Raw genomic sequence first — 21,131 nt, 5'->3', positions numbered from 1 at the left:
ACATTTTAACCTATTTCACATACTGTAGAAATAGAAAAGTAATCGTTGTTTAAATATTGTTTACTTTTTTTAAAGAATTAATTAATAATTTATCTCCTGGATTTAATCCAAAAAGTATCTGAGTTTTATTACCAAAAACTTTACCTAAGATAATTGGTTGGAATTCAGGATGATCAAATTTATTTATAAGTACAACACCTGCTTTTCCTTCTTTAGTTATAATTGTGTTGTTCGGAATAGTTAAAGTATTAGGTATTCTTTTTTCTGAAAAAGATACTTTTAAATTCATTTCAGGAAGTAGATTATTTTGTCCAGTAATCAATTTGATAGTAACCTTGAATACTTTTGTCTTGTCTGCTAAAACTTTTTCTGAAGAAATTTTAGCAACTTGTCCTTGAAATAATTGTTCAGGGTAAACATTAGTAGTAATGGTTACTAGTTGTCCTTGTTCTATTCTATTAATATCAATTTCTGGAATTTCTGCAGTTACTTTTAATCCTTTTGCTAAGGAAATAATTGAGTTCAGAGAAGCTGAGATAGGATTAATATATTCACCTGGGCTAGCGTATTGTCTCATTACAAGACCATCAATAGGGGCACGAATAGCAGTATCTTCAAATTTAATCACAACTTGTTCTAGTTGAGCCTTAGATCCATTAATTAAGGATTCCAAGCGGGCAAATTCGTTTTTAGCAATTTTTTTATATTCTTCAACTACAATATGTGCTTCAGTAACTTCTGCTTTAGCTTGTAAAGCTTCTTGTCTTAGTTGATCAATCTCTAAATTTTGCGAACTAGTAATTTGTTTTAAAGATGTTCCGTTTTTGAGAAAAATTGCTTTAGCTTTATGATAATTATTCAGAAGTTTATCAAAATCATCTTGAGAAATAACTCCTTCTTGTAATAGTTCTTCACCTCGTTTCATTCTAGAAGTAGATAATTGCAAATTCGATTGAGACGAAACCAGTTCTGCTTTAACTTTTTCAATTTTTTTAGGAATTTTCTTACTCACTTGTTCTAACTTAGTTTGAACTTCTCCTAATCTAGCTTCTGCTCTAATCTGTTGAGTTTGTGCTTTTTGAATTTCACTAGGAATACGTATTTTAGCTGCTTCCATTTCAGCTAAAGATTCACCGTACTTAGCTTCAGCTACTTTTCCTTGAGCTCTAATTTCTGCACGTTCCATTAATGCCAATATTTGTCCTTGTTTGACTTTTTCTCCTTGTTTAGTAAGTAATTGAACTAACCTACCTGGATATTTAGGACTAATTTCAACATTTTCAATAGGTTCTAATATACCGTCGACTTCTATATCAGTAATCAAGCTTTCCTGCTTAGCAACTGCAACTATGTTGTTAAGATTATTTTTCAAGATAGAAGTTTTAGCTACTTTGTAGGTTAATCCTCCAATAAAAATTATTCCTCCTGTTACCATGATTAAAATCAGTGGAAGAGGACGGTTTAACTTACTAGGCACAAGAGTCTCCATAAAAAATTTTCTATATGAATAGTGTCAATTAAAAATCATTTTAATTGACACTTATAAATAAAGTATTGTATTTATACCTAATTAATATTATTTAAGAGTATTTATTCTAAGTTTTTTATATTTAAAAAACTAGAGAGTTATTTTTTTACAAACTCTCTAGATAATAAAAAAGAAAATGATATTTACAAATCTTGTTTTTATCAAAAAAACTACTCTACGATAGGAGGTAGTTCACCAGGGTTTCCTGAACCACCAATACTTCCTGATATGGAGTTTTGAAATTGAGCAAGAGCTCTTTGTGAAGCAGCAAACGTATTTCCATTTTCAGGTTTTAGTGTAAAAACTACATTCTCAGTAGCAGCTTTTTGGGGTTTGTTAGAAATGAAGATTACCCGTTCTCCATTAACTTTACCGACATTCATTCTACTATTGAATTCTTGAGCAACTTCAACAGGTGTAGTGGCACCAAAAGAATAAGCGAGATTCGTTAAACGTGCACTAACAGTTTGGCATCTACTTTCAGGTGTATAAAGTCCATCTTTATGACTAGAAGGACGATTCTCTGTCCATTGAATCATAGGCATTCCAGTCAGCTCCCCAAAAGCAACATACTGAGTAGAAAGATCATTTTCTACATAAACAGGATATTGAGCAGGATTAAATGTAATCTCTACTACTTTTTCTTCAGTAATATAGGATCCATCAGCTTGAGGAATACATTCAAAAGCTACTTTTTGAACTTTGCGTTCAAAAGCACGAGGGCCAGGATTACTACTCCATTCAACTGTAGAAGGAGATCCTTCACCAACCATTCTAGTTTCTGGGTACTTAAAATGTTGAGCTTGTACTTCGGGAACTGAACTAAACATACCAACAGTAACTAATGTACCGAAAGCGATAAACTTTGTTGAAATATTAACCATTTTGATCTCCAAAAAGTGTAAGGAGCAGTGCTTAGAAATAAACTGCTATATTTTGTGTAATTTGCCCTAAACTGAATTAGTTCAAGGGACTTTAACTACCTCACACCACACTTAATGGCTTTCAAATTGTTCTCTGTGCCTATTTAACTTATTTACTACTATACCTATAGTCACTTGTTAAATCTGTTCAAAGTTAACAATTATATTATTATTTTATAATTATAAGAGTTACTAATAAATTATTTTTACAAAAAAGTAAATTTATCTTAAACACATATAAGTAATCTGTTAATTATTTTTTAGATCTTACAAATATTTATTAGATTATAAATATTTTAGGTTCATAACAAATAATCTAGTACAAAATGATTTAATTACATCAGTATTCAAAAGCATGAAATATTGAACTACGGGAGTTTATCAACATTGTTATCATTTCACACTAGTTTGAAAGATATAAAATCCTATCAAAATGGCTTATTTTATTACTATCAGTCTTTGACTAAAAGGGAGCTAGATTTCTTCCTTAAAGAATAGGACTTTTAAACTTTTAATGCATAAATATTTATTATTTCAGCTGAGAACTTTCAAAAAATCACAATGTACATAACTAACTTAATACAGACTACAATAAAATTAGATTAGGTTGCGATACAACAAATTATTATTTATAAGTTAATTTATATTGTTATTGATATGCATACCATATAACTAAATATTAGTTAAAAGTTTTTAAATTATTATCTAAATAATATCGTTGCTATACAGTTAAGGAAAAAAACAATGAGTAAAATATATGCTTTGCTTTTTAATGTTCGTACTGAGAATGAGGCTATTCATACAGTACAAATAGGTGATCGTAATAAAATACTAATGTTTGAGTCTGAAGATGATGCCATGCGCTATTCTTTACTTCTAGAGGCCCAAGATTTTCCGGTACCAACAATTGAATCTTTTGATTCAGATGAAATAAAAGAATTTTGTAAACAAGCTGATTATGATTGGGAAATCATCTCAAATGAAGAGCTCGCTATTCCACCTGAAAAAAATGTAGAAAAGTTTTCGTGGAAGAATGAAAAAGATTTTCAAGAGACTACTAAGAAAAATACAGATGAAGTACAAATGTCTACTGAACAACTGGATACAATTCGTCGTCAATTAGAAGGACTACTATAAATCGGTATGAACAATATAAGAGAAAGAGGATATCTTTTAACTGAACAGATTAATCCTAAAAGTAAAAATTTAGACCAACTGACTTCTATTGAGCTAGTAGATCTTTTTAATGAAGAAGACATCAATACAATTGAGGCTATTAATAAAGCACGGCTAGAATTAGCCAAATCTATTGAAGTTATTAGCCAAGCACTAAAAGATGGAGGAAAATTATTCTATATTGGAGCAGGAACAAGCGGAAGATTAGGAGTCTTAGATGCAGTAGAATGTCCCCCAACTTTTTGTACTAGTCCAGAATTAGTACAGGGTATCATAGCAGGTGGAAATTCTTCTCTAACAAGAAGTTCAGAAGATTTAGAAGATAGCTTTCAAGATGGAGAAAAAGAAATTCTTCAAAAGGAAATAACAGATAAAGATGTAGTTATAGGAATTAGTGCTGGGGGAACAACTCCTTTTGTTCATGGAGCTTTAAATGCTGCAAGAAAAAAATTATCAACTACAATTGCTATTAGTTGTGTTCCAATAGAACAAGTTCCAATCAGTGTTGACATCAATATTCGATTATTAACAGGCCCTGAGATATTGGCAGGTTCTACTCGCTTAAAAGCAGGAACAGCAACCAAGATGGCTTTAAATATTATATCAACTGGAGTCATGGTAAAGTTAGGAAAAGTCTACGAAAATCGAATGATTGATGTAGCAATAACAAATTTAAAACTTTATGATCGTGCATTGCGTATCTTACAAGAATTAACTAATTTAAGCCGTCAGGATGCAATTTTATTATTAGAGGATAGTAATAAACAAGTAAAATTAGCACTATTACGTTATTGGACAGGAATTACATCAAAAGATGGTCAAAGTCTTTTAGATCTTTATCAAGGTAATCTAAAATCTGCACTTAGTTATTTTAATAAGTTAAAAATAAATGAGTAGGAAGATTGAGTATATTGCTTCCTTTATTTTCATTGAAATAATTATAGAAGAATAAAAAAATATGTTCACTTTATCTGAAAGAGAGTTAGTCTTTTTTGTTCTTACGGTAACAATAGGACTTTTCATTTTAATAAACAATCGGATTAATTCTTCTAGAGAAACTAGAGAAGTAAGGTTTTTCTCTTGGCTGCGATCAATTGACCTAATACTTCCTTGTATAGTTATCCTTAGTTTCTTATTATTTGGAGTTCAGTTCAGTTTTGTTAACACTTTCCTACTTCCATTATCTTCCCTCTTAATTTATATATATTTAAGTAGACTAATTAAGAGAAAAAAAGAAAAAAAATTGGAGAATGATGATTCACTGAAAGTAGACACTCATAGCAATGAGACTATAGATATTTCTTCAATTCCTGATCAAGATATTCAAACTATTAAAAGTATATTTAGTATTGATACTTTTTTTTCAACAGAGGCCGTTCCATATGAAGGTGGTGTAATTTTCAAAGGAAATTTGAGAGGTGATTCTGATACAACACACAAACTTCTTTCTAACAAATTACAAACACAATTTAGTGGAAAATACTGTTTATTCTTAGTAGAGGGAACTGAAGAAAAACCAGTAGTTATAGTACTTCCTAATATTAATGATTCTAAATCGATGACTATTTTGCAAAAAAACCTAGCTATAGTGCTTTTTTTAGCAACTATTGTCACTAGCTTAGAGAAAACCAGTAATTTACTTGGCTTTGATATTTTTAATAATTGGAATCGATATCAAGAAATAATTCCAATTACTTTAGCTCTATGGATGATTTTAGTTTTTCATGAAGTTGGCCATTATCTAGTGGCTAATTTTTATGGTATTAAACTAAGTTGGCCATTTTTTTTACCCATTTGGGAATTTAGTTCTTTTGGTGCAATTACTCGCTTTGAATCTCTAATCCCAAATAGAAAAACTCTGTTTGACATATCTTTAGCTGGACCAGTCTTTGGTGGAATTCTTTCTATTTTATTTCTAATATCAGGATTGACTCTATCGCATTCTGGTAGCTTACTTCAGATAACTACTCAATCATTTCAGAAATCAATTTTGATTGGTATTTTAGCGAAAGTTATCTTAGGCGAACAGTTACAAAATTCAATCATTTCTATTAATCCTTTAGTGATTGTTGGATGGTTAGGATTAGTAATTACTGCATTAAATTTAATGCCTGCAGGTCAATTAGATGGCGGAAGAATTATTCAGGCCATTTATGGAAGGGATACCGCAAAAAAATCTACTGTTATTACTTTAATAATATTGGGAATTATAACTATATTTAATCCTAATAATCTCATACCTTTATATTGGATTATGGTTATCTTATTTTTACAAAGAGATATCGGGAAACCGAGCCTTAATGAATTAACCGAGCCTAATGATATTCGTGCGATATGTGCTTTAGCATCAATGCTGATAGTGTTATTAGTATTAATACCTCTAAATCCTCTGTTAGCAGTGAAAATAGGTATAGGAGGATAAAATTAAATTTCATAGTATGTTTAAAAAATAGTAAAGTCAAATATTGAAGTATAAGTGCTTTACTTTTATTAAATTTACAGTAGTTCAATTTTTTAAAGATGTCGCTTTTAGAAAAATTTTAATATTTAGATAAAATAATAGTTTTGTTGTGAAGGCTATCGAGTATATTGTGAGCCATAAAAAATTATAGATAACTTTCTTATTTTTTTACCACGTATAATATTTTTAATTAAGGTACTGAATTAACCTTCTAGATCTCCTTCCATAACAACAGAAATTGCCGATTTTGCATCATTTTGAAATTCTTTTACACTGACATACTTTAAAACATTAATGGCAAACAACATACCTATACTTTGCATTAAAAATACAAGACTGTAAGAGAAAACTGGAGTAGAAAATATTGACTTCCCAATATACAAAATAACTCCACCTAATACAGTTGAAAAGCCTCTAGCCATTGCTTGAGATAATCCCCAAGCTCCTATAAAAGTACCTGCAGTTTCTGCAACTGTTAAATCTAACATTAAGCTAGTTGCCCCTGCTGTAATTGTCCCTGACGCCAATCCTAACAGGAGTAGTCCAAACTTTAATAAATTTTGACTCTCCATAACACCAGAGAAAATAATCAGAGTAAAGCATATTATTGAGAATATACAACCTATCTTAGTAGTTTGTTTCTTACCTAATTTTGGCAATATTAAAAAACCTGTTAATCCTATACCAAAAAGAGTACCCATTCCAAAAAAAGCATTTAACTGTGTTGTTTCAGAAATACACATTCCAAACACTTCACCTCCATAAGGTTCCATAACAGCATCTTGCATAAATAAGCTGAGGGTCAATATGAGTATAAAGCTGAAAAAAACAAAAGTTTGACGACTTGCTGTTAAAACTTTTAGAGATTCTTTTAGAGTAATTTGATCCTCTCTCTGACTATGATTTGAACGTGTAGAGAATCTGGAATAATTTGACTCTATTCCCCATGTAGATATCAAACATAGTCCTAAAACAATCATTGGCATTAAAACGAAGACAGGATTAACAGTATTTTTTAAAACACTTATATCAACTATCTTAGAACCTTGGCTTGAGTTATATGTCATAATGCTAGGTCCACAAATTTCAGGAGTATTTAGTAATTGTGAGCTTATAATTGCCCCGATTACAATACCTATCATTAACATTGACCATACTATACCTATTAGTTGAGATCTGTTATCATCATCAGAGATATCAACTAATAATGCAGCGAAGGGAGTTGAACTCATACTAAGAGCTAATCCATAACAAGCAAAAACCAACCCTAATACAATAGCCCATATATCAGTCCTCCATTCCCAACCTATATTCTGTATACTTTGACCAAGTTTCCAGGCTACCTGAAGTGCTAGATAAGAAAGACTTGTAAAAAAGGCTGCTCCAATCCATATATAGACTGTTCTATGATATCCTTTTATCGGTTTTGAATCTGACATTTGTCCAAACCAAATTTTTGCAGGACTCACAAATTGATACATAGCAATTGCTACAGCCGCAACCCAAGGAATAACTTTTAACTCATCAATCATGACTCGGTTTATAACGCCTAAGGTCAGTAAAGACATAATTCCTAAACCCATTTGAAATAAACCCAATCGGAACATTGTTAGTAATCCGATTTTAGGTAACAATTTTATAGACTGAGAACTTGAAGTTTGGAGATTATTTTTAGTAGACATTTATTTATATATTTAACCTGAACCTAATCAGTAGAACATGATTAAAATCGTATTATGGAACCCTATCATTCATGATAGGGTTCCATTTAATTACATAGAAACTTAGTCCAAGTTAAGTTGGTTGCTACGCTTATATTGTAAATATGCAGAGACAAACAATCCAGATAAAGTGATTGGAATAAGTCCTAATACAATGCCCATGAGTAGGGGTTCAATCATAATATTTTCCCTGAACTAGATAGATATATTTATTCCATCGTACTGGAAAACATTCCTAAAATCTAAGATATTAGAACATTTTTTATAATGAAGTTATGTCTTAGTATTAATAGTTTACATAAAACTGTCATGTTATACAGTTTATAAAAATGTACCTTCAATATATTTTTAGTAGTAAATCCTATTTTTAAAGAAGAAAATAATATTTAATTGATTAAATTGCTTTAATAGTGTTTTTACTTATTCATAGTGATATTAAGAGAGACTTAAAGTACAAGCTATTAATACCATGATATAAATATTTATTTCCCAAAAACTTTTGAAAGTGAAGATTTACAGAAATAATATAAAGGATGTTACACTGTCTAATCTAGATAATTAATAAAATATTTATTGATTTATATTTTGTATAAAAAAAATATTTCTTCAAACAATCAGTTGTCAATTTTCTATATTTTACTTTTTGGCTTATTTTTTCGTTCAATCATTGCTTTTTGGTTATTGCCTGGTTATGACGAAGGATATTATTATCTATACACTCGAAACTTAGATTGGAGCTTTTTCGATCATCCTATCTTTGTGGCTTTAACAACTGGTTTTGGTATTTGGTTTACGGGTATTACTTCTCCATTCACTCTTCGGATTGGAACGTTACTTTTATATACAGGGAGCCTTTTTCTACTGTATATGACTAGTATGAAGTTGTTTAGTTGGAGAGTAGCTAAGATAACCCTAATTATTGCTTCAATTGTTCCAATTTTTCAAATTGGTTTTGGGACAATAACACTACCTGATAGTCCTTTAATATTTTTTTGGTCTGCTTCCATATATTGCTCTACTTGTGAATTCTTTCCTAAAAAAAATACAAACTATCGTCCTACTTACCGCTTAAGCGTTTTAGGAATTTTAATTGGATTAACATGCTTAAGTAAATATCATGGTTTTGTATTAGGCTTTTGTCTATTTACATTTTGTCTATGCAACCAAACTTATCGCCGTGCCATATTTTCTGGTTGGTGCCTACTTGGATTTACTTTTTTCATCACAGCATTGTTCCCGTTGATATTTTGGAATTATCAACACGATTGGATATCACTAAAGTTTCAGCTTTTTGGAAGATTTTCACCTGTATCTAAACCTTATAACATATTGAATACCATAACTGTATTTTTAACTAATCTTGGGTTATTGTTTCCAACTATTAGTATTCCCTTATGGTGGGTGACTGTAAAAACAATATTTACTAAACTATTTGTATTTATAAATAACAAAACTGAGACAGAAGATGAAAAATATTTATGGAAAAAGAAATTATTTATACTCTGGATATCTTTACCTTTAATACTAGGTTTAAACATCTTAGCAGGAAAAGAACAAATTCTAGCAACTTGGCCAATGCCCGGATTCTGGGGGTTAATATTATTGTTGGGTTTTTATATTGAGAAGTGGCAAAATAATTCCAAGAAAGTAATAGGAAGATGGTTAAAAATCAACATAGTTTTAATTAGTTGTTGCTTACTATTTATATTAGTCCATATAAATACAGGATTTCTTCTGAAGGAAAGTAAATATAGTATTTTAGGAGGATTCTTGAGTTCTAAAGCTGATCCTTCTACAGAACTTATCGATATAAAACAACTAAGAAAGGGTGTTTCTCATTCACCTTTATTATTAAATGCTTTGCACAATAATGATTTCATATTTACAAATGCTTACTACTTAAGTGGCCTAATTGATCTTGCTTTAAGACCTTTACATCCCATTCCTGTCACTTGCTTTAGCTATGATAGACGAGGTTTTATTTTTTGGACAGATATGAATCAATTAGTAAAGAAAAATGCTCTTTATATTACATTAAAAAGATTTCATGAAATGCCTGATTTAACTAATGAATTCCGTTCTTTCTTTGAAGAAATGAGTGAGATTGGTAAAGTTGATATAAAACGAGGAGGAGTAGTAGTTGAAACTTTCTATTTTTATCAAGCAAAATCCTTATTAAGACCATACGAGGCATCAGAATATTCGATTAGATAAATACATATAATCAACGAAAGTAATACTATTATATTATCAATCAATACTTTACATGTAGATTGGTTAACAAATCGTTTTTTTTGTTATATGCTAAAAATTTAGATGAAAAAACTGCTAGATAATATTTCTCAATCTTCAACTTTCTAATTAAATTGCCATTAACTATATATTGTTCAACAATAGTCTATTTTACAATTGAAACTAACTGAATAATTCTGAGCACTTTTACTTATTGACTTATAAAAGGAATTTCTACGTAATTGATTGTCAAAGTAGCTAATAAACTTTAATGTACAGTAAAATAGATAAGCTGTTTACTAATTTATAGTCAAATCTAATGGCAGTTCCCAAGAAAAAAACTTCTAATTCTAAACGAGATCATCGTAAAGCGCATTGGAAACGTACAGCAGCTATACAAGCTGCTAAAGCATTATCTTTAGGAAAATCGGTTCTTTCAGGCCGTTCTAATAGCTTTATCTACCCGAAAGATGAAGAAACTGAAGAAGAAGAGTAATTTGATTAGTACGTCAGCAATACCTTTAGCAAAAAAATTGAAAAAAATTGATGAAAGTTTTGCTGACGTGGAATAGTCATTGGTGAACTAAATAAGATATTCCTATTATTATTTTATTAATGTAATTCAACCAAGTATAAGTTAATTTTTTTAACAAACTGGCTAAAGTTAATTAAGATCATCTAACAATGTTTCTTAGAATATTAGAGTCCGCAAGATTTAGTAGCTTATTTAACTATTTACATGTGAAAAACTAATCCTCACATTTCTAAATTTAATAATTTTCTAGCTTTTCTTAACTGTATCGCAACATTCGTAAATAGAAAATATGTATATCCATATAGGCACTTCGCAATTTTTTTCAATAGTTAAAGTATAGTTAACCTATGCCGCTAATACGTGCTAATTTAGTTTATATTAATTATTAGCTAGTTTATATTAATTATTAGAAGGTTAATCTATATGTCAGACTTAAATCGTGGTCTTATGAAATTTGATGGGGCAGATAATCCCATCGTTGTAGCTGTTTCAGCTTTTCTGGTACTTGGTTTTATCAGTGCGTTAATTATTTGGGCAATGAATAACGCTTACGTTATTCATTAGTTTTTTGAGGATCTCTCTAGAAATATTACAATTTTGTTAAACCAGAATATTAATCTTCTTACCCTAGTCAAACCAGGTCCTTTATTAGGGGAGGTTTGGCTAGATCTAACTGTTATTTCTTTAATGTTATTGTTGTCTGCTTTTTTTTCAGGCTCTGAAACAGCAATTACAACATTTGATAATCTAAAATTACGAGGATTAATCGAAAAACAAGGTGATTCTTCCAATTTATATCGTTTAGCTCTAAAAAACCGTAGGCGTTTTATTACCAGTTTGTTAATTGGCAATAACTTAGTTAATAATTTTTTGGCAATTTTAACAAGTAATTTATTCGCAATGTGGTTAGGTAGTGCTGGTTTAGGGATTGCTACTGCAATGGTTACAACGATAGTTTTAATTTTTGGTGAAATTACGCCAAAATCTTTAGCTATTTTAAATCCCCGAGCTTTTTTTCGCTGGTGTATTCGTCCAATATTTTTATTATCTCAGTTATTATCTTTTTTAGGGATTGTACAAATTTTTGAAAAGATAACCCAGAAAACAATACAAATTTTTCATGGGACATCAGAAAAGAGCGCACCATCAGGAGAGTCTTTAGATGATCTCCAAGTAATGATAGAAATTCTGGAAGGGAAAGGCAAGCTTGATCTGTATAAACATCAACTACTTAATAAAGCACTGATGCTAGATCAATTAATGGCAAAAGATGTTGTCAAATCTCGTTTAGAAATGATAACTATTTCTCATCAAGAAAATTTACAACAGCTAGTTAATTTATCTTTGGAAACAGGCTATTCTAGAATTCCTATTCAAGGAGAATCTAAAGACCACATTGTAGGGATTGTCCACTTGAAAAAAGCTTTACAAATTTTAAATTCCTCCTCTAAAGAAACTAAAGTAACAGAAGCTATGGATAGCCCTGTTTATGTTCCTGAAACGAAGAGAGCTCCTAGTTTATTAAAAGAGATGTTACAGAAAAGATTTCATATTGCTATAGTAGTTGATGAATATGGTGGAACAGTAGGATTAGTAACTTTAGAAGACATCTTGGAAGAATTAGTTGGAGAAATATATGATGAAAGTGATTCTCCTCACGCTTATCCAAAGTTCTCAAGCAGAAATAATTTTGCTTTTTAAACTATTAATCGATTAATTTAATTATCTATAGCGATTTTACTTACCTTTTAGATAAATTCAATAGCTATGACATGAATTAGTTTTAACGTAAACAACAAAATATTAATAAGTTTAAGTACGCTTCATTATTTAATTAATATTCAGTTTAACTTACTGCATTTACTAAAAGTTTTTATATTAGTTAGATACAAACAATATACTTTTTAAATTTTTAAAACATTTTTATCATATAAAACTATGGAGACTTCATCCTTCAATAATAATATTCCTTCTTGTACTTGGCAACGTTCCATTGGCCAAGATTGGGATAATCCATATACTGTAAGATATTCTAGTAATCTAGATGATGGTCCCTGGCACGGAATGCCACTAGGAGGCTTTGGAGCAGGTTGTATTGGACGTTCTTCTGCTGGAGATTTTAACTTATGGCACTTAGATGGTGGAGAACACATCTTTAAAACTATCTCATCTTGTCAATTCAGTATTTTTGAAAAATCTAAAGATGGAGAAACTAAAACCTATGCACTATCAACAAAAAAGCCGGAAGATAGAACCTTATATAAATGGGATTGGTATCCAGAGAACAAGGGAACTTATCATGCACTATATCCTCGTAGTTGGTATAAGTATGAAGGAATATTTGACGCAGAAATAACCTGTGAACAGTTTTCACCTATAGTCCCTAATAATTATCGAGAAACTAGCTATCCTATAGGTATTTTCGAATGGAGTGTAGTTAATCCTACCAATCACTCTATTACCTTGAGTATTATGTTGACTTGGCAGAATATGATAGGGTGGTTTACAAATTCAATTAAGATTCCAAAGATTAAAGTCAGGGATGATGGTAGTCCTGAATATGAATATTTACCAAAATGTGGTTCTAGTGAAGGGAACTTCAATGACTGGAAACAAGATAGTTACCAGTCTGGTTTTATCCTGGATCGTCTGCGATCGAATAATTCTATAAATGAGGGCGAAGGACAAATTTGTTTTACTACTGCCAACAATTCTGATCTAGAATTTTTTTATTTAGGTAAATGGAATCCTTGTGGAGATGGCTCTGAAGTTTGGAACCATTTTTCTATGAATGGGAAATTGCCAAATACACTAGACGCAACTGCAGCTAATTCAGATGAACAGATTGCTGCTGCTATGGCAGTTAGATTTACGCTTAAACCTGGAGAAGTGAAAAAAATACCTTTTACTATAGCCTGGGATTTACCTATAACAGAATTTTCCCTAGGAAATAAGTATTATAGACGTTACACTGACTTTTTTGGATATGATGGCAAAAACGCATGGATGATAGCAGAAACTGGATTAAAATCTTTAGATATATGGCGAGAGCAAATTATTCAATCTCAATTGCCTATTTTAAAAGATAAGGATTTACCAAATTGGTTTAAGATGTCTTTATTTAACGAACTATATTTATTGACTGATGGCGGAACTATTTGGACAACATCCTCTCAAGATTATCCAGTTGGTAAATTTGGAGTTTTGGAGTGTATAGATTATCGTTGGTATGAAAGTTTAGATGTCAGATTATACGGATCATTTGGACTATTAATGTTATGGCCATGTCTAGAGAAAGCAGTTATCAAAGCATTTGCAAAATCAATTTTTCAAAGTGATGATACTCTAAGACTTATTGGTTACAACAAGTCTCTTGCAGTCAGAAAAGTCAAAGGTGCAGTTGCTCATGACTTGGGTGCACCGAATGAACATCCCTGGGAGAAAACAAATTATACCAGTTATCAAGACTGTAATCTGTGGAAAGATTTAGGTAGCGATTTTGTTTTACAAGTTTATAGAGATTTTTTGTTAACGAATTCTCAAGATATTAAATTTTTATGGGAATGCTGGCCAGCTGTAGTTGAAACATTAGATTATCTTAAGAAGTTTGACTTAGATAATGATGGTATTCCAGAGAACTCAGGAGCACCTGACCAGACTTTTGATGATTGGGAATTACACGGAGTCAGTTCTTATTGTGGGGCTTTATGGATTACTGCTTTGGAAGCTGCAATCAAGATAGGAAAAATTTTGCTAGAAAATATTAGAAATAATCCTCATTTAGAATCGCAAAATTCTTTAGTTTCCATACACAAATGTCTTACTAAATATGAAGATTGGTTAAGGAAATCTCGCTTGGTTTACCATCACACCTTGTGGAATGGAGAGTACTATCAATTAGATAGTAAAAGTGGTTCTGATACAGTCATGACGGATCAGCTTTGTGGTCAATTTTACGCACGTTTACTAAAGTTACCTGATGTAGTAGATGCTTCCTACATAACATTAGCTTTGTCAAAAATTTATGAAGCTTGCTTTTTAAATTTTCATGATGGAAAGTATGGAGCTGCTAACGGTGTAAAACCTGATGGTACACCAGAGAATCCTAAGTCTACTCATCCTCAAGAAGTTTGGATAGGAATAAATTTTGGATTATCAGCTTTCTTGATACAAATGGGAATGAAAAATCAGGCTTTAAAATTAGCAAAAGTTATAGTCGAACAAATATATTCAAATGGACTTCAGTTTCGAACACCTGAAGCAATTACACCAGCAGGAACCTTTAGGGCATCCCATTATTTGCGTGCTATGGCGATATGGAGTGTATATTATCAACTTCAGGAAACAACCTCCCTTAACAAAGTTTCAAGCTTAACAGACTGAGTTTATCTTATGCATTGAATTTAAATCGAATATTTACTACAAATATAACTTACGAAATATTTGTAGTAAATATTGATTTTTTACTTAAGAGGAAACATAAGTAAAACTTATTTGAAGTTTCTTTGAGAATCTCATTACTAATCCCTCCTTATACTTGAGAGTTTTTTCCCTTAGTATCAAAGGTAGTAGATATTTATCAGTAAAGTTCATATATTTGAATTTTATTGTCAAGATAAAATATTCTTCACTTGAGAAGAGGAGACAATCATGGCAACTTATAAAGTAACTTTGACTAATGAAGATGAAGGAATTAATTCTACCCTGGAAGTTCCAGAAGATGAATATATTCTAGACGTAGCTGAAGAAGAAGGCTTGGAAATTCCTTTTTCTTGTAGAGCAGGTGCTTGTTCCACTTGTGCCGGTAAATTGATTTCAGGAAGTGTTGACCAATCTGATCAATCTTTTCTAGATGATGATCAAATAGAAGCAGGGTTTGTTCTTACTTGTGTTGCTTATCCTACATCCGATTGCGTTATCATGACTCACCAAGAAGAAACACTTTATTAATTTTAATTATATTTAAAATTGTTAGTGCATCAATTAATGCAGGGAACTACTCTTAAAGTCCCTGCATTAATTTATTGGAGATATGTTTCTTAGCTATTTTTTTTAGTAGTTGATAATTTAATTTGCCCTGTTCACTATATGGTAAGCATTTAATTCGTATCCAATGTTTAGGCTGTTTATAAGCACTTAAATTTAGCTTAATTAAATGTTTGATATTTTCGGTATCAATATCATCATTTTTAGGAACGTATACTGCCACTAAAATTTCTCCCCAGAAGGTATTATTAATACCTAGTACACAAACATCGTTCACTAATTCAGTTTTTAGGATAGTGTTTTCAATTTCTAATGGGAAAACGTTTTCTCCACCTGTAATGATTTTCTGACTATTTCTTCCAATTACATATAAATACTTTTTATTATCAAAGTATCCTAAATCATCAGTAATAAAATTTTGTTGCTGAATATAGTTAGGATAATATCCATAGAATAATGAATCTGCCTTAATTTGAACTGTTCTGTCTTCCCTCTTGATATTAACTTTCACATGAGGCAAAACTTGTCCAAGACTATTGTTACCTTTTAAAAAATCTTGAGGCTTTAAAGTAACAACCTGAGATGCTGTTTCAGTCATACCATAAGTTGGTGATAAATTCAGTTTATATTTTCGAGCTTCTTTTAATAAATAATCCCAAGAAGGTCCTCCTCCTAACAGTATAGTTGCAAATTTGCGTAGAAAATGAAGATTATTTATTAGTAAAAATTTGAATTGAGTAGGAACCAACGAAATAAAAGTATTTTTTTTGTTAGGAGACGGAATAAAATTGTTTTTTAATTCATCATAAGAGTATATAGTAATTTGTCCTCCAACTAGGAAAGAACGAACAAATTGCATTAACCCACTGACATGATAAAAGGGTAATATGCAAAAAGTATTAATTTTTTCCAACTCAAAAAATTTTGCAAAACCACGTACTGAAGAAGATAAAGTATCCCATGTATGAATTGTAAAACGTATATTTCCTGACGTTCCACCTGTTGGAATCATGATCAAGTTACTTTTAGGTAAATAAAAATTGTGAACTTTAACTTTACAGTATGAATGATCAGGATAATTATTAATTAAATAATTGTTTCCTAGTATAAGATGTGGTTCTATTAAATTTAAAACTTCCATCCATTCTTTACTTTGCCATTCTTTACTACATAAAAAAATATGACAATTTGTAATGATTGCTGCTAAAAATGCAGATAGAAAATTAATATGATTATCTTGATTTTGAATTAGGATAATTCTAGGACTATTCTGATTTTTCTTTATTGTTATAAACCTATCTATATAAATTTTGGTAATTTTATAAAAGTTCTCAGAATTATGACTTATTATCCAGTTTTCTTGTGATCTATATACGAGAGTTTTTAAAATTTCTGACAAGAAGTTATCTCCTAATAGTGCAAGATACAGTATAAACAAAAGGCGAACATATTTAATTATCTAATAACTTCTACTTCATATAACTGATTTTAACATATGGTTTAAGGGCAGCTAAAAGCCTTTTGCCATAGCTACGATAGCTAATCCTATTATCTAATAAAGTAATCGTTCCTTGAGATTCTCTAAGTGAGATAAGTGAACGTTGCATTTCCTGTAAAGCAGTCGGTAAAAGATAAGAATAAAACCAATCTTTATATCGTTTTTTATGATAATTAACTTTTGAGGAGACCAAAGGATTTTCTAAAGATGGAAACGGTAAAGTTGAAATAATTAACAATTTAGGTACTGGTAGCTTATCTTGATTATTTTTCCAAAACTTCCAATTACTAATTAATATATGATTACTTTGGATTTTGATCTTTTCTATTTTTATATTTGAACCAAGTTCTGAAGATAAAGAAATTGCAACCTTTTTCTTAAGAGAAATGTCATCAATAAGAATAAAAATAGGTTTTAACTGATAATGACCGGCATAAATAATTTTTCTTATATACGATGTTAAGGTTTCCTGGAAAATTGATGTATTAGGCATTGGTAAGCGATCATAAATATGCAAATCGACCATGCTATCTAGTCGATGTTGAGAAAGCTTTAAGCACAAAAGTTTTTCTTTAATGCCAATATTTTTTTTGTATGTAAAAGCAGATTTATTATGATCTAGAATTTTTCCAATAAAAATTGTGGTAGAACTATTAAATAATGGAGCCAAAATGGAGGAAAGATCAAGAGGACTCAGATGAATCAAAAAGGTTTTGCTTTTACGATTTACCGATGCCCATAAAAAGTAATTATTATCTAAAATCTTTTTTTCAACAAGATTTAAAAAATTATCTTGAGGAATAGTTTTACAAAGAGTTCGTAGACTTTTTTTTTCTTCTAAACTTAATAGATACTGTTGATAAGGATTATCAGGATAATTAAAAATAGAATATTCAAGAAAAGATTTAACTTTATAAATCAAAGTATTAAAGTATGAATAATTATCTTGTAATTCTTCCCAGTTTCTTGGTGTAATAGTTACTGTTAGATAATCTCTTGCCCATTGTTCTAAATAATCAGCTTTATCAACTAAAGTTAAGGCATCTGTAAGTAAGTATTTTCGTTTTCTAAAATAATTATGTAACCAGATATATGGAGATACAATTAGTAGTCCTTGAAAGCTATTTAGTTCTTTTTTACATGTTCCATTGAAAATAATATTTTGTTGTTTTAACCATTGTTGTAGATAAGGTATTGCTTGTCTTTTTAATCTATGTTGAGTACTTAAGGGCGCAACCAGTAAGATTGGTTTATTGAACAATAAAGATGGCAATAAATAACTTAAACCATAATAAGAAATAGAACTACTAGTTTGAATAATAGCAGAACGATGAAGGCGTAGAACATACGAAACCAATCGAGCCATTGTTAAATTATGAATCCAAAAAGGTTTCCGATATTGTTTTAAAAATTCTTTTAGAGACGTATGAACTTCTGCTTCAAGCGATTTCATAAATAATGACCTAAAAAATCAGGGACATATTAATTTGATAGTGATTATTACTATTAAATTAATAAAATTATTTTTATAAGATTACATCTTTTAGTTTAATAATAGAAAAAAGTTCAGATTAACCTCCTGTAGAAAATTTTAGGATCAATAACTATCAGGACTATTAAAATTACCATTTATTAAGTCATTAAAAACATCAAAAGATGAAAACTATTACTTAACTGTTTCATATTATAAAAAATTTTATCAGACTCTTATACTTTACCTCTCACATTAACTTTGATATATCAACTATATATAACAAAGTAAAAAGCTATGCTATAAAAGTTTTAAATATTCTTTTAATGAATATTTACATAATGACTGACAGTTAATAACATAAATCTTATACGTAATATAATAAGATTATAGTTTACAGTCAAAAAATAAAAATTTCTTTATCATATAACTAATAGTCAGGAGATAGAATTTGTAAGAAGGTGATCGTTCTATGGCTCTTCAATTAAAAATTATTGATTCTGTTGAAAAATTAGGCTATCGTGTCACTGTTGGAGATGTAGCTGCATATTCTGGAATTAGCCCTTATGTAGTACAAAAAGAGTTGCTTAGTTTAGCATCAGATACATTAGGCAACTTGCAAGTGACTGAATCAGGAGAAATTGTTTATATCTTCTCACAGAATCTTCGTACTATTTTTAGAAATAAAAATTTGATATTCAGATTAAATGAAATTTGGAAAAAGATTTGGATAACTTTATTTTATTTAATCCGAATTTCTTTCGGGATTATTCTGATTTTTTCAATTGCAATAATATTTGCTGCCATAACTATTATTCTTACAAGTTTATACTCTAATAAAGAAGAAAATGATCAGTACTCTAGTGGCTATAGAGGAATGAATTTCTTTGTATTACCTAATTTTAGTGATTTATTCTGGATTTTTTATCCTACTGGTAATTATAGTTCGTTCTCCTCCTCTAAATCTAATGAAGATAAATTCTTGAAAAAAACTACCTTTTTAGAAGCAGTTTTCTCTTTTCTTTTCGGAGATGGAAATCCAAATTTTAATTTAGAAGAAATACGTTGGGAAATGATTGGTAGAGTTATTTATAATAATGAAGGAGTTATAATTGCAGAACAGATAGCACCTTATCTAGATAATATTAATAAATATAATGAATATAATGAAGACTATATTTTACCTGTACTTAAAAGACTTGCTGGCGTTCCAATTGTTTCACCAAAGGGTGAGTTAATATATAGCTTTCCTGAATTACAGACATTTATTAAAAATTTACCTGAAAAACATATTAATAATAATTTTGAGGAAAAACTTTATGAATTTACTCATATAAGTAGTAATCAAAAAATTTTAGTTATTAGCTTGGGAGTAATTAATTTTATACTAGTTCTAACATTAGGTTCACTATTAAAAGATCAATCTGTTATTTCAGCATCTAATAGTTTGATAGGTTTTATAAATTCATCTTATTGGTTCTTATTCAGCTATGCATCTTTTTTTCTAGGGTTACCTTTAGTTCGCCATTTTGTTATTCAATCGAGAAATACTAGAATTAATAAAAGAAATTTGGAAAGAAGAGAACGATTACGTATTTTGAGTAAAAGTAATGAAATTATAAAAAGTAAGTTGTGTTATGTTACCCAGTTTTTAAGCCAAGTTAAAAGTAACAATACTAAGTTAGTTTATACTACAGAAAAAAGAGTGGTTGAACAATCTGATAACATTGGATTTTAAAGTATTTATAAGTGCCTAGGAAAATATTCTATACTAAAAAAATTAGCATATTAATCTAGATTATTAGATGTAATACATTAATAATCTAGGATTATCTGCACCCATTTGGGCGGACGTGTAATGGGACTACCTAATTTATCTAGTACCATTGACGCTATTATGTGTACAGCAAATAAGTAGATAATACTATTGATAAATATTAATAGACATGTAAAGAATTGAACTAATAAAAAACTTGGTTGTATCAAAGTTCCAAACTTTAAAAATAACCATTCAGCAACACTAGTCATCTGATTAATAGAATATTGCCACAAATCTTCTCCTGTTAAGATTGAAAATAACCAGAATTTGAAGAAAAAACTAAAAATAGAGATTATAGCACCTATAAATATTGACCACTCCCAGCTAATATTTTTGCGCCAAAATGCTCCTAATTGTATGCCTATTAATCCATAATTAGTTATGAAAAGGATACTTTGAATAGGGCCCATTAAAACTGTTAATAACAGCCCAGATACTAACCATCCCATAAAAGCTGAGCGGCTTCCCCACCTTAGACATAAAATTGCAATAGGGATAGGAAAAAAAAGTCGCAATATTATGCCTAAAGGAAAGTAAGTATTAATTAACCAAATCAAACTACTTGTACTCGCTAAAAAAGCAGTCTCTACCATAGCCAGTGTCTGTTGAAACTTAGGAGATTTAGGTTGTGAATATAAATTTTTAGAGTTAGAAGGCTGTGATGAAAAATGATGAATTGATTCATCGCTATCTACCCAATTAGAATCATTCATATAATAATTAATTACTGTAAAGCTTGATTGTATTAAATATTCCTAAAATTTGCTCATAGTTAATTAAC

Annotated in this window: 17 protein-coding genes; 10 read left to right on the top strand and 7 right to left on the bottom strand. The window is 30.0% G+C overall.

The window, feature by feature from the left end; all coding sequences use genetic code 11:
• Positions 1-49: 49 nt before the first annotated feature.
• Both LPC16_RS01495 and LPC16_RS01490 read right to left on the bottom strand, forming a co-directional pair.
• Positions 50-1,489, bottom strand: coding sequence for an efflux RND transporter periplasmic adaptor subunit (locus LPC16_RS01495; RefSeq protein WP_229637480.1), 1,440 nt, complete (start codon positions 1,487-1,489; stop codon positions 50-52).
• Positions 1,490-1,698: 209 nt separating this feature from the next.
• Complete coding sequence (locus LPC16_RS01490; RefSeq protein ID WP_040054448.1) at positions 1,699-2,412, bottom strand: COP23 domain-containing protein; 714 nt, start codon at positions 2,410-2,412, stop codon at positions 1,699-1,701.
• A gap of 783 nt (positions 2,413-3,195) precedes the next feature.
• Between LPC16_RS01490 and LPC16_RS01485 the strand changes: the two genes are divergently transcribed.
• The 3 genes from LPC16_RS01485 to LPC16_RS01475 all read left to right on the top strand — a co-directional run bounded on the left by LPC16_RS01485 (position 3,196) and on the right by LPC16_RS01475 (position 6,049).
• Positions 3,196-3,588 (top strand): DUF3110 domain-containing protein, encoded by a 393-nt coding sequence (locus LPC16_RS01485; RefSeq protein ID WP_229637479.1) that lies wholly within the window; start codon positions 3,196-3,198, stop codon positions 3,586-3,588.
• Positions 3,589-3,594: 6 nt separating this feature from the next.
• Entirely contained in the window at positions 3,595-4,524 is a 930-nt protein-coding gene (murQ, locus tag LPC16_RS01480; protein ID WP_229637478.1) for an N-acetylmuramic acid 6-phosphate etherase, read from the top strand.
• A 61-nt stretch (positions 4,525-4,585) separates the two neighbouring features.
• The gene (locus tag LPC16_RS01475; protein ID WP_229637477.1) at positions 4,586-6,049 is read left to right on the top strand and encodes a site-2 protease family protein; all 1,464 of its coding nucleotides are present in this window, start codon (positions 4,586-4,588) and stop codon (positions 6,047-6,049) included.
• A 242-nt stretch (positions 6,050-6,291) separates the two neighbouring features.
• Here LPC16_RS01475 and LPC16_RS01470 read toward each other — a convergent pair whose 3' ends face one another.
• Both LPC16_RS01470 and petG read right to left on the bottom strand, forming a co-directional pair.
• On the bottom strand, positions 6,292-7,770 hold the full coding sequence (locus LPC16_RS01470) for a BCD family MFS transporter (RefSeq protein WP_229637476.1): 1,479 nt from the start codon (positions 7,768-7,770) through the stop codon (positions 6,292-6,294).
• Positions 7,771-7,872: 102 nt separating this feature from the next.
• Positions 7,873-7,989, bottom strand: coding sequence for a cytochrome b6-f complex subunit V (petG, locus tag LPC16_RS01465; protein ID WP_071813731.1), 117 nt, complete (start codon positions 7,987-7,989; stop codon positions 7,873-7,875).
• 405 nt (positions 7,990-8,394) lie between these two features.
• On the opposite strand from petG, the gene LPC16_RS01460 reads away from it, so the two are divergent.
• The 6 genes from LPC16_RS01460 to LPC16_RS01435 all read left to right on the top strand — a co-directional run bounded on the left by LPC16_RS01460 (position 8,395) and on the right by LPC16_RS01435 (position 15,526).
• Positions 8,395-10,023, top strand: a complete 1,629-nt coding sequence (locus LPC16_RS01460) for an ArnT family glycosyltransferase (RefSeq protein ID WP_229637475.1) — start codon at positions 8,395-8,397, stop codon at positions 10,021-10,023.
• 337 nt (positions 10,024-10,360) lie between these two features.
• On the top strand, positions 10,361-10,537 hold the full coding sequence (gene rpmF, locus LPC16_RS01455) for a 50S ribosomal protein L32 (RefSeq protein WP_040054453.1): 177 nt from the start codon (positions 10,361-10,363) through the stop codon (positions 10,535-10,537).
• A 462-nt stretch (positions 10,538-10,999) separates the two neighbouring features.
• Entirely contained in the window at positions 11,000-11,140 is a 141-nt protein-coding gene (locus LPC16_RS01450; protein ID WP_040054454.1) for a hypothetical protein, read from the top strand.
• Positions 11,141-11,263: 123 nt separating this feature from the next.
• Positions 11,264-12,277, top strand: a complete 1,014-nt coding sequence (locus tag LPC16_RS01445; RefSeq protein ID WP_229637694.1) for a hemolysin family protein — start codon at positions 11,264-11,266, stop codon at positions 12,275-12,277.
• A 237-nt stretch (positions 12,278-12,514) separates the two neighbouring features.
• Complete coding sequence (locus tag LPC16_RS01440; RefSeq protein WP_229637474.1) at positions 12,515-14,959, top strand: GH116 family glycosyl hydrolase; 2,445 nt, start codon at positions 12,515-12,517, stop codon at positions 14,957-14,959.
• A gap of 267 nt (positions 14,960-15,226) precedes the next feature.
• A complete protein-coding gene (locus LPC16_RS01435; RefSeq protein WP_040054455.1) occupies positions 15,227-15,526 on the top strand; it encodes a ferredoxin in 300 nt (99 codons plus the stop codon).
• Between the two features lie 52 nt (positions 15,527-15,578).
• On the opposite strand, the gene LPC16_RS01430 is transcribed toward LPC16_RS01435, so the two are convergent.
• Together LPC16_RS01430 and LPC16_RS01425 are read right to left on the bottom strand one after the other, a co-directional pair.
• Positions 15,579-16,961 (bottom strand): 2-succinylbenzoate--CoA ligase, encoded by a 1,383-nt coding sequence (locus tag LPC16_RS01430; protein WP_229637473.1) that lies wholly within the window; start codon positions 16,959-16,961, stop codon positions 15,579-15,581.
• Between the two features lie 70 nt (positions 16,962-17,031).
• On the bottom strand, positions 17,032-18,513 hold the full coding sequence (locus tag LPC16_RS01425) for a helicase C-terminal domain-containing protein (protein WP_040054456.1): 1,482 nt from the start codon (positions 18,511-18,513) through the stop codon (positions 17,032-17,034).
• A 490-nt stretch (positions 18,514-19,003) separates the two neighbouring features.
• On the opposite strand from LPC16_RS01425, the gene LPC16_RS01420 reads away from it, so the two are divergent.
• Positions 19,004-20,269: a hypothetical protein gene (locus tag LPC16_RS01420; RefSeq protein ID WP_229637472.1), complete on the top strand. Its 1,266-nt coding sequence runs from the start codon at positions 19,004-19,006 to the stop codon at positions 20,267-20,269.
• Positions 20,270-20,346: 77 nt separating this feature from the next.
• Here the strand turns inward: LPC16_RS01420 and LPC16_RS01415 are convergent, their stop codons facing one another.
• Positions 20,347-21,063 (bottom strand): DUF2232 domain-containing protein, encoded by a 717-nt coding sequence (locus tag LPC16_RS01415; protein WP_229637471.1) that lies wholly within the window; start codon positions 21,061-21,063, stop codon positions 20,347-20,349.
• Between the last annotated feature and the right edge of the window lie 68 nt (positions 21,064-21,131).

Origin of the sequence: cyanobacterium endosymbiont of Braarudosphaera bigelowii, assembly GCF_020885515.1 — a bacterium.
Classification (GTDB): domain Bacteria; phylum Cyanobacteriota; class Cyanobacteriia; order Cyanobacteriales; family Microcystaceae; genus Atelocyanobacterium; species Atelocyanobacterium thalassa_A.
This window is presented reverse-complemented; position numbering and strand designations above follow the sequence as displayed.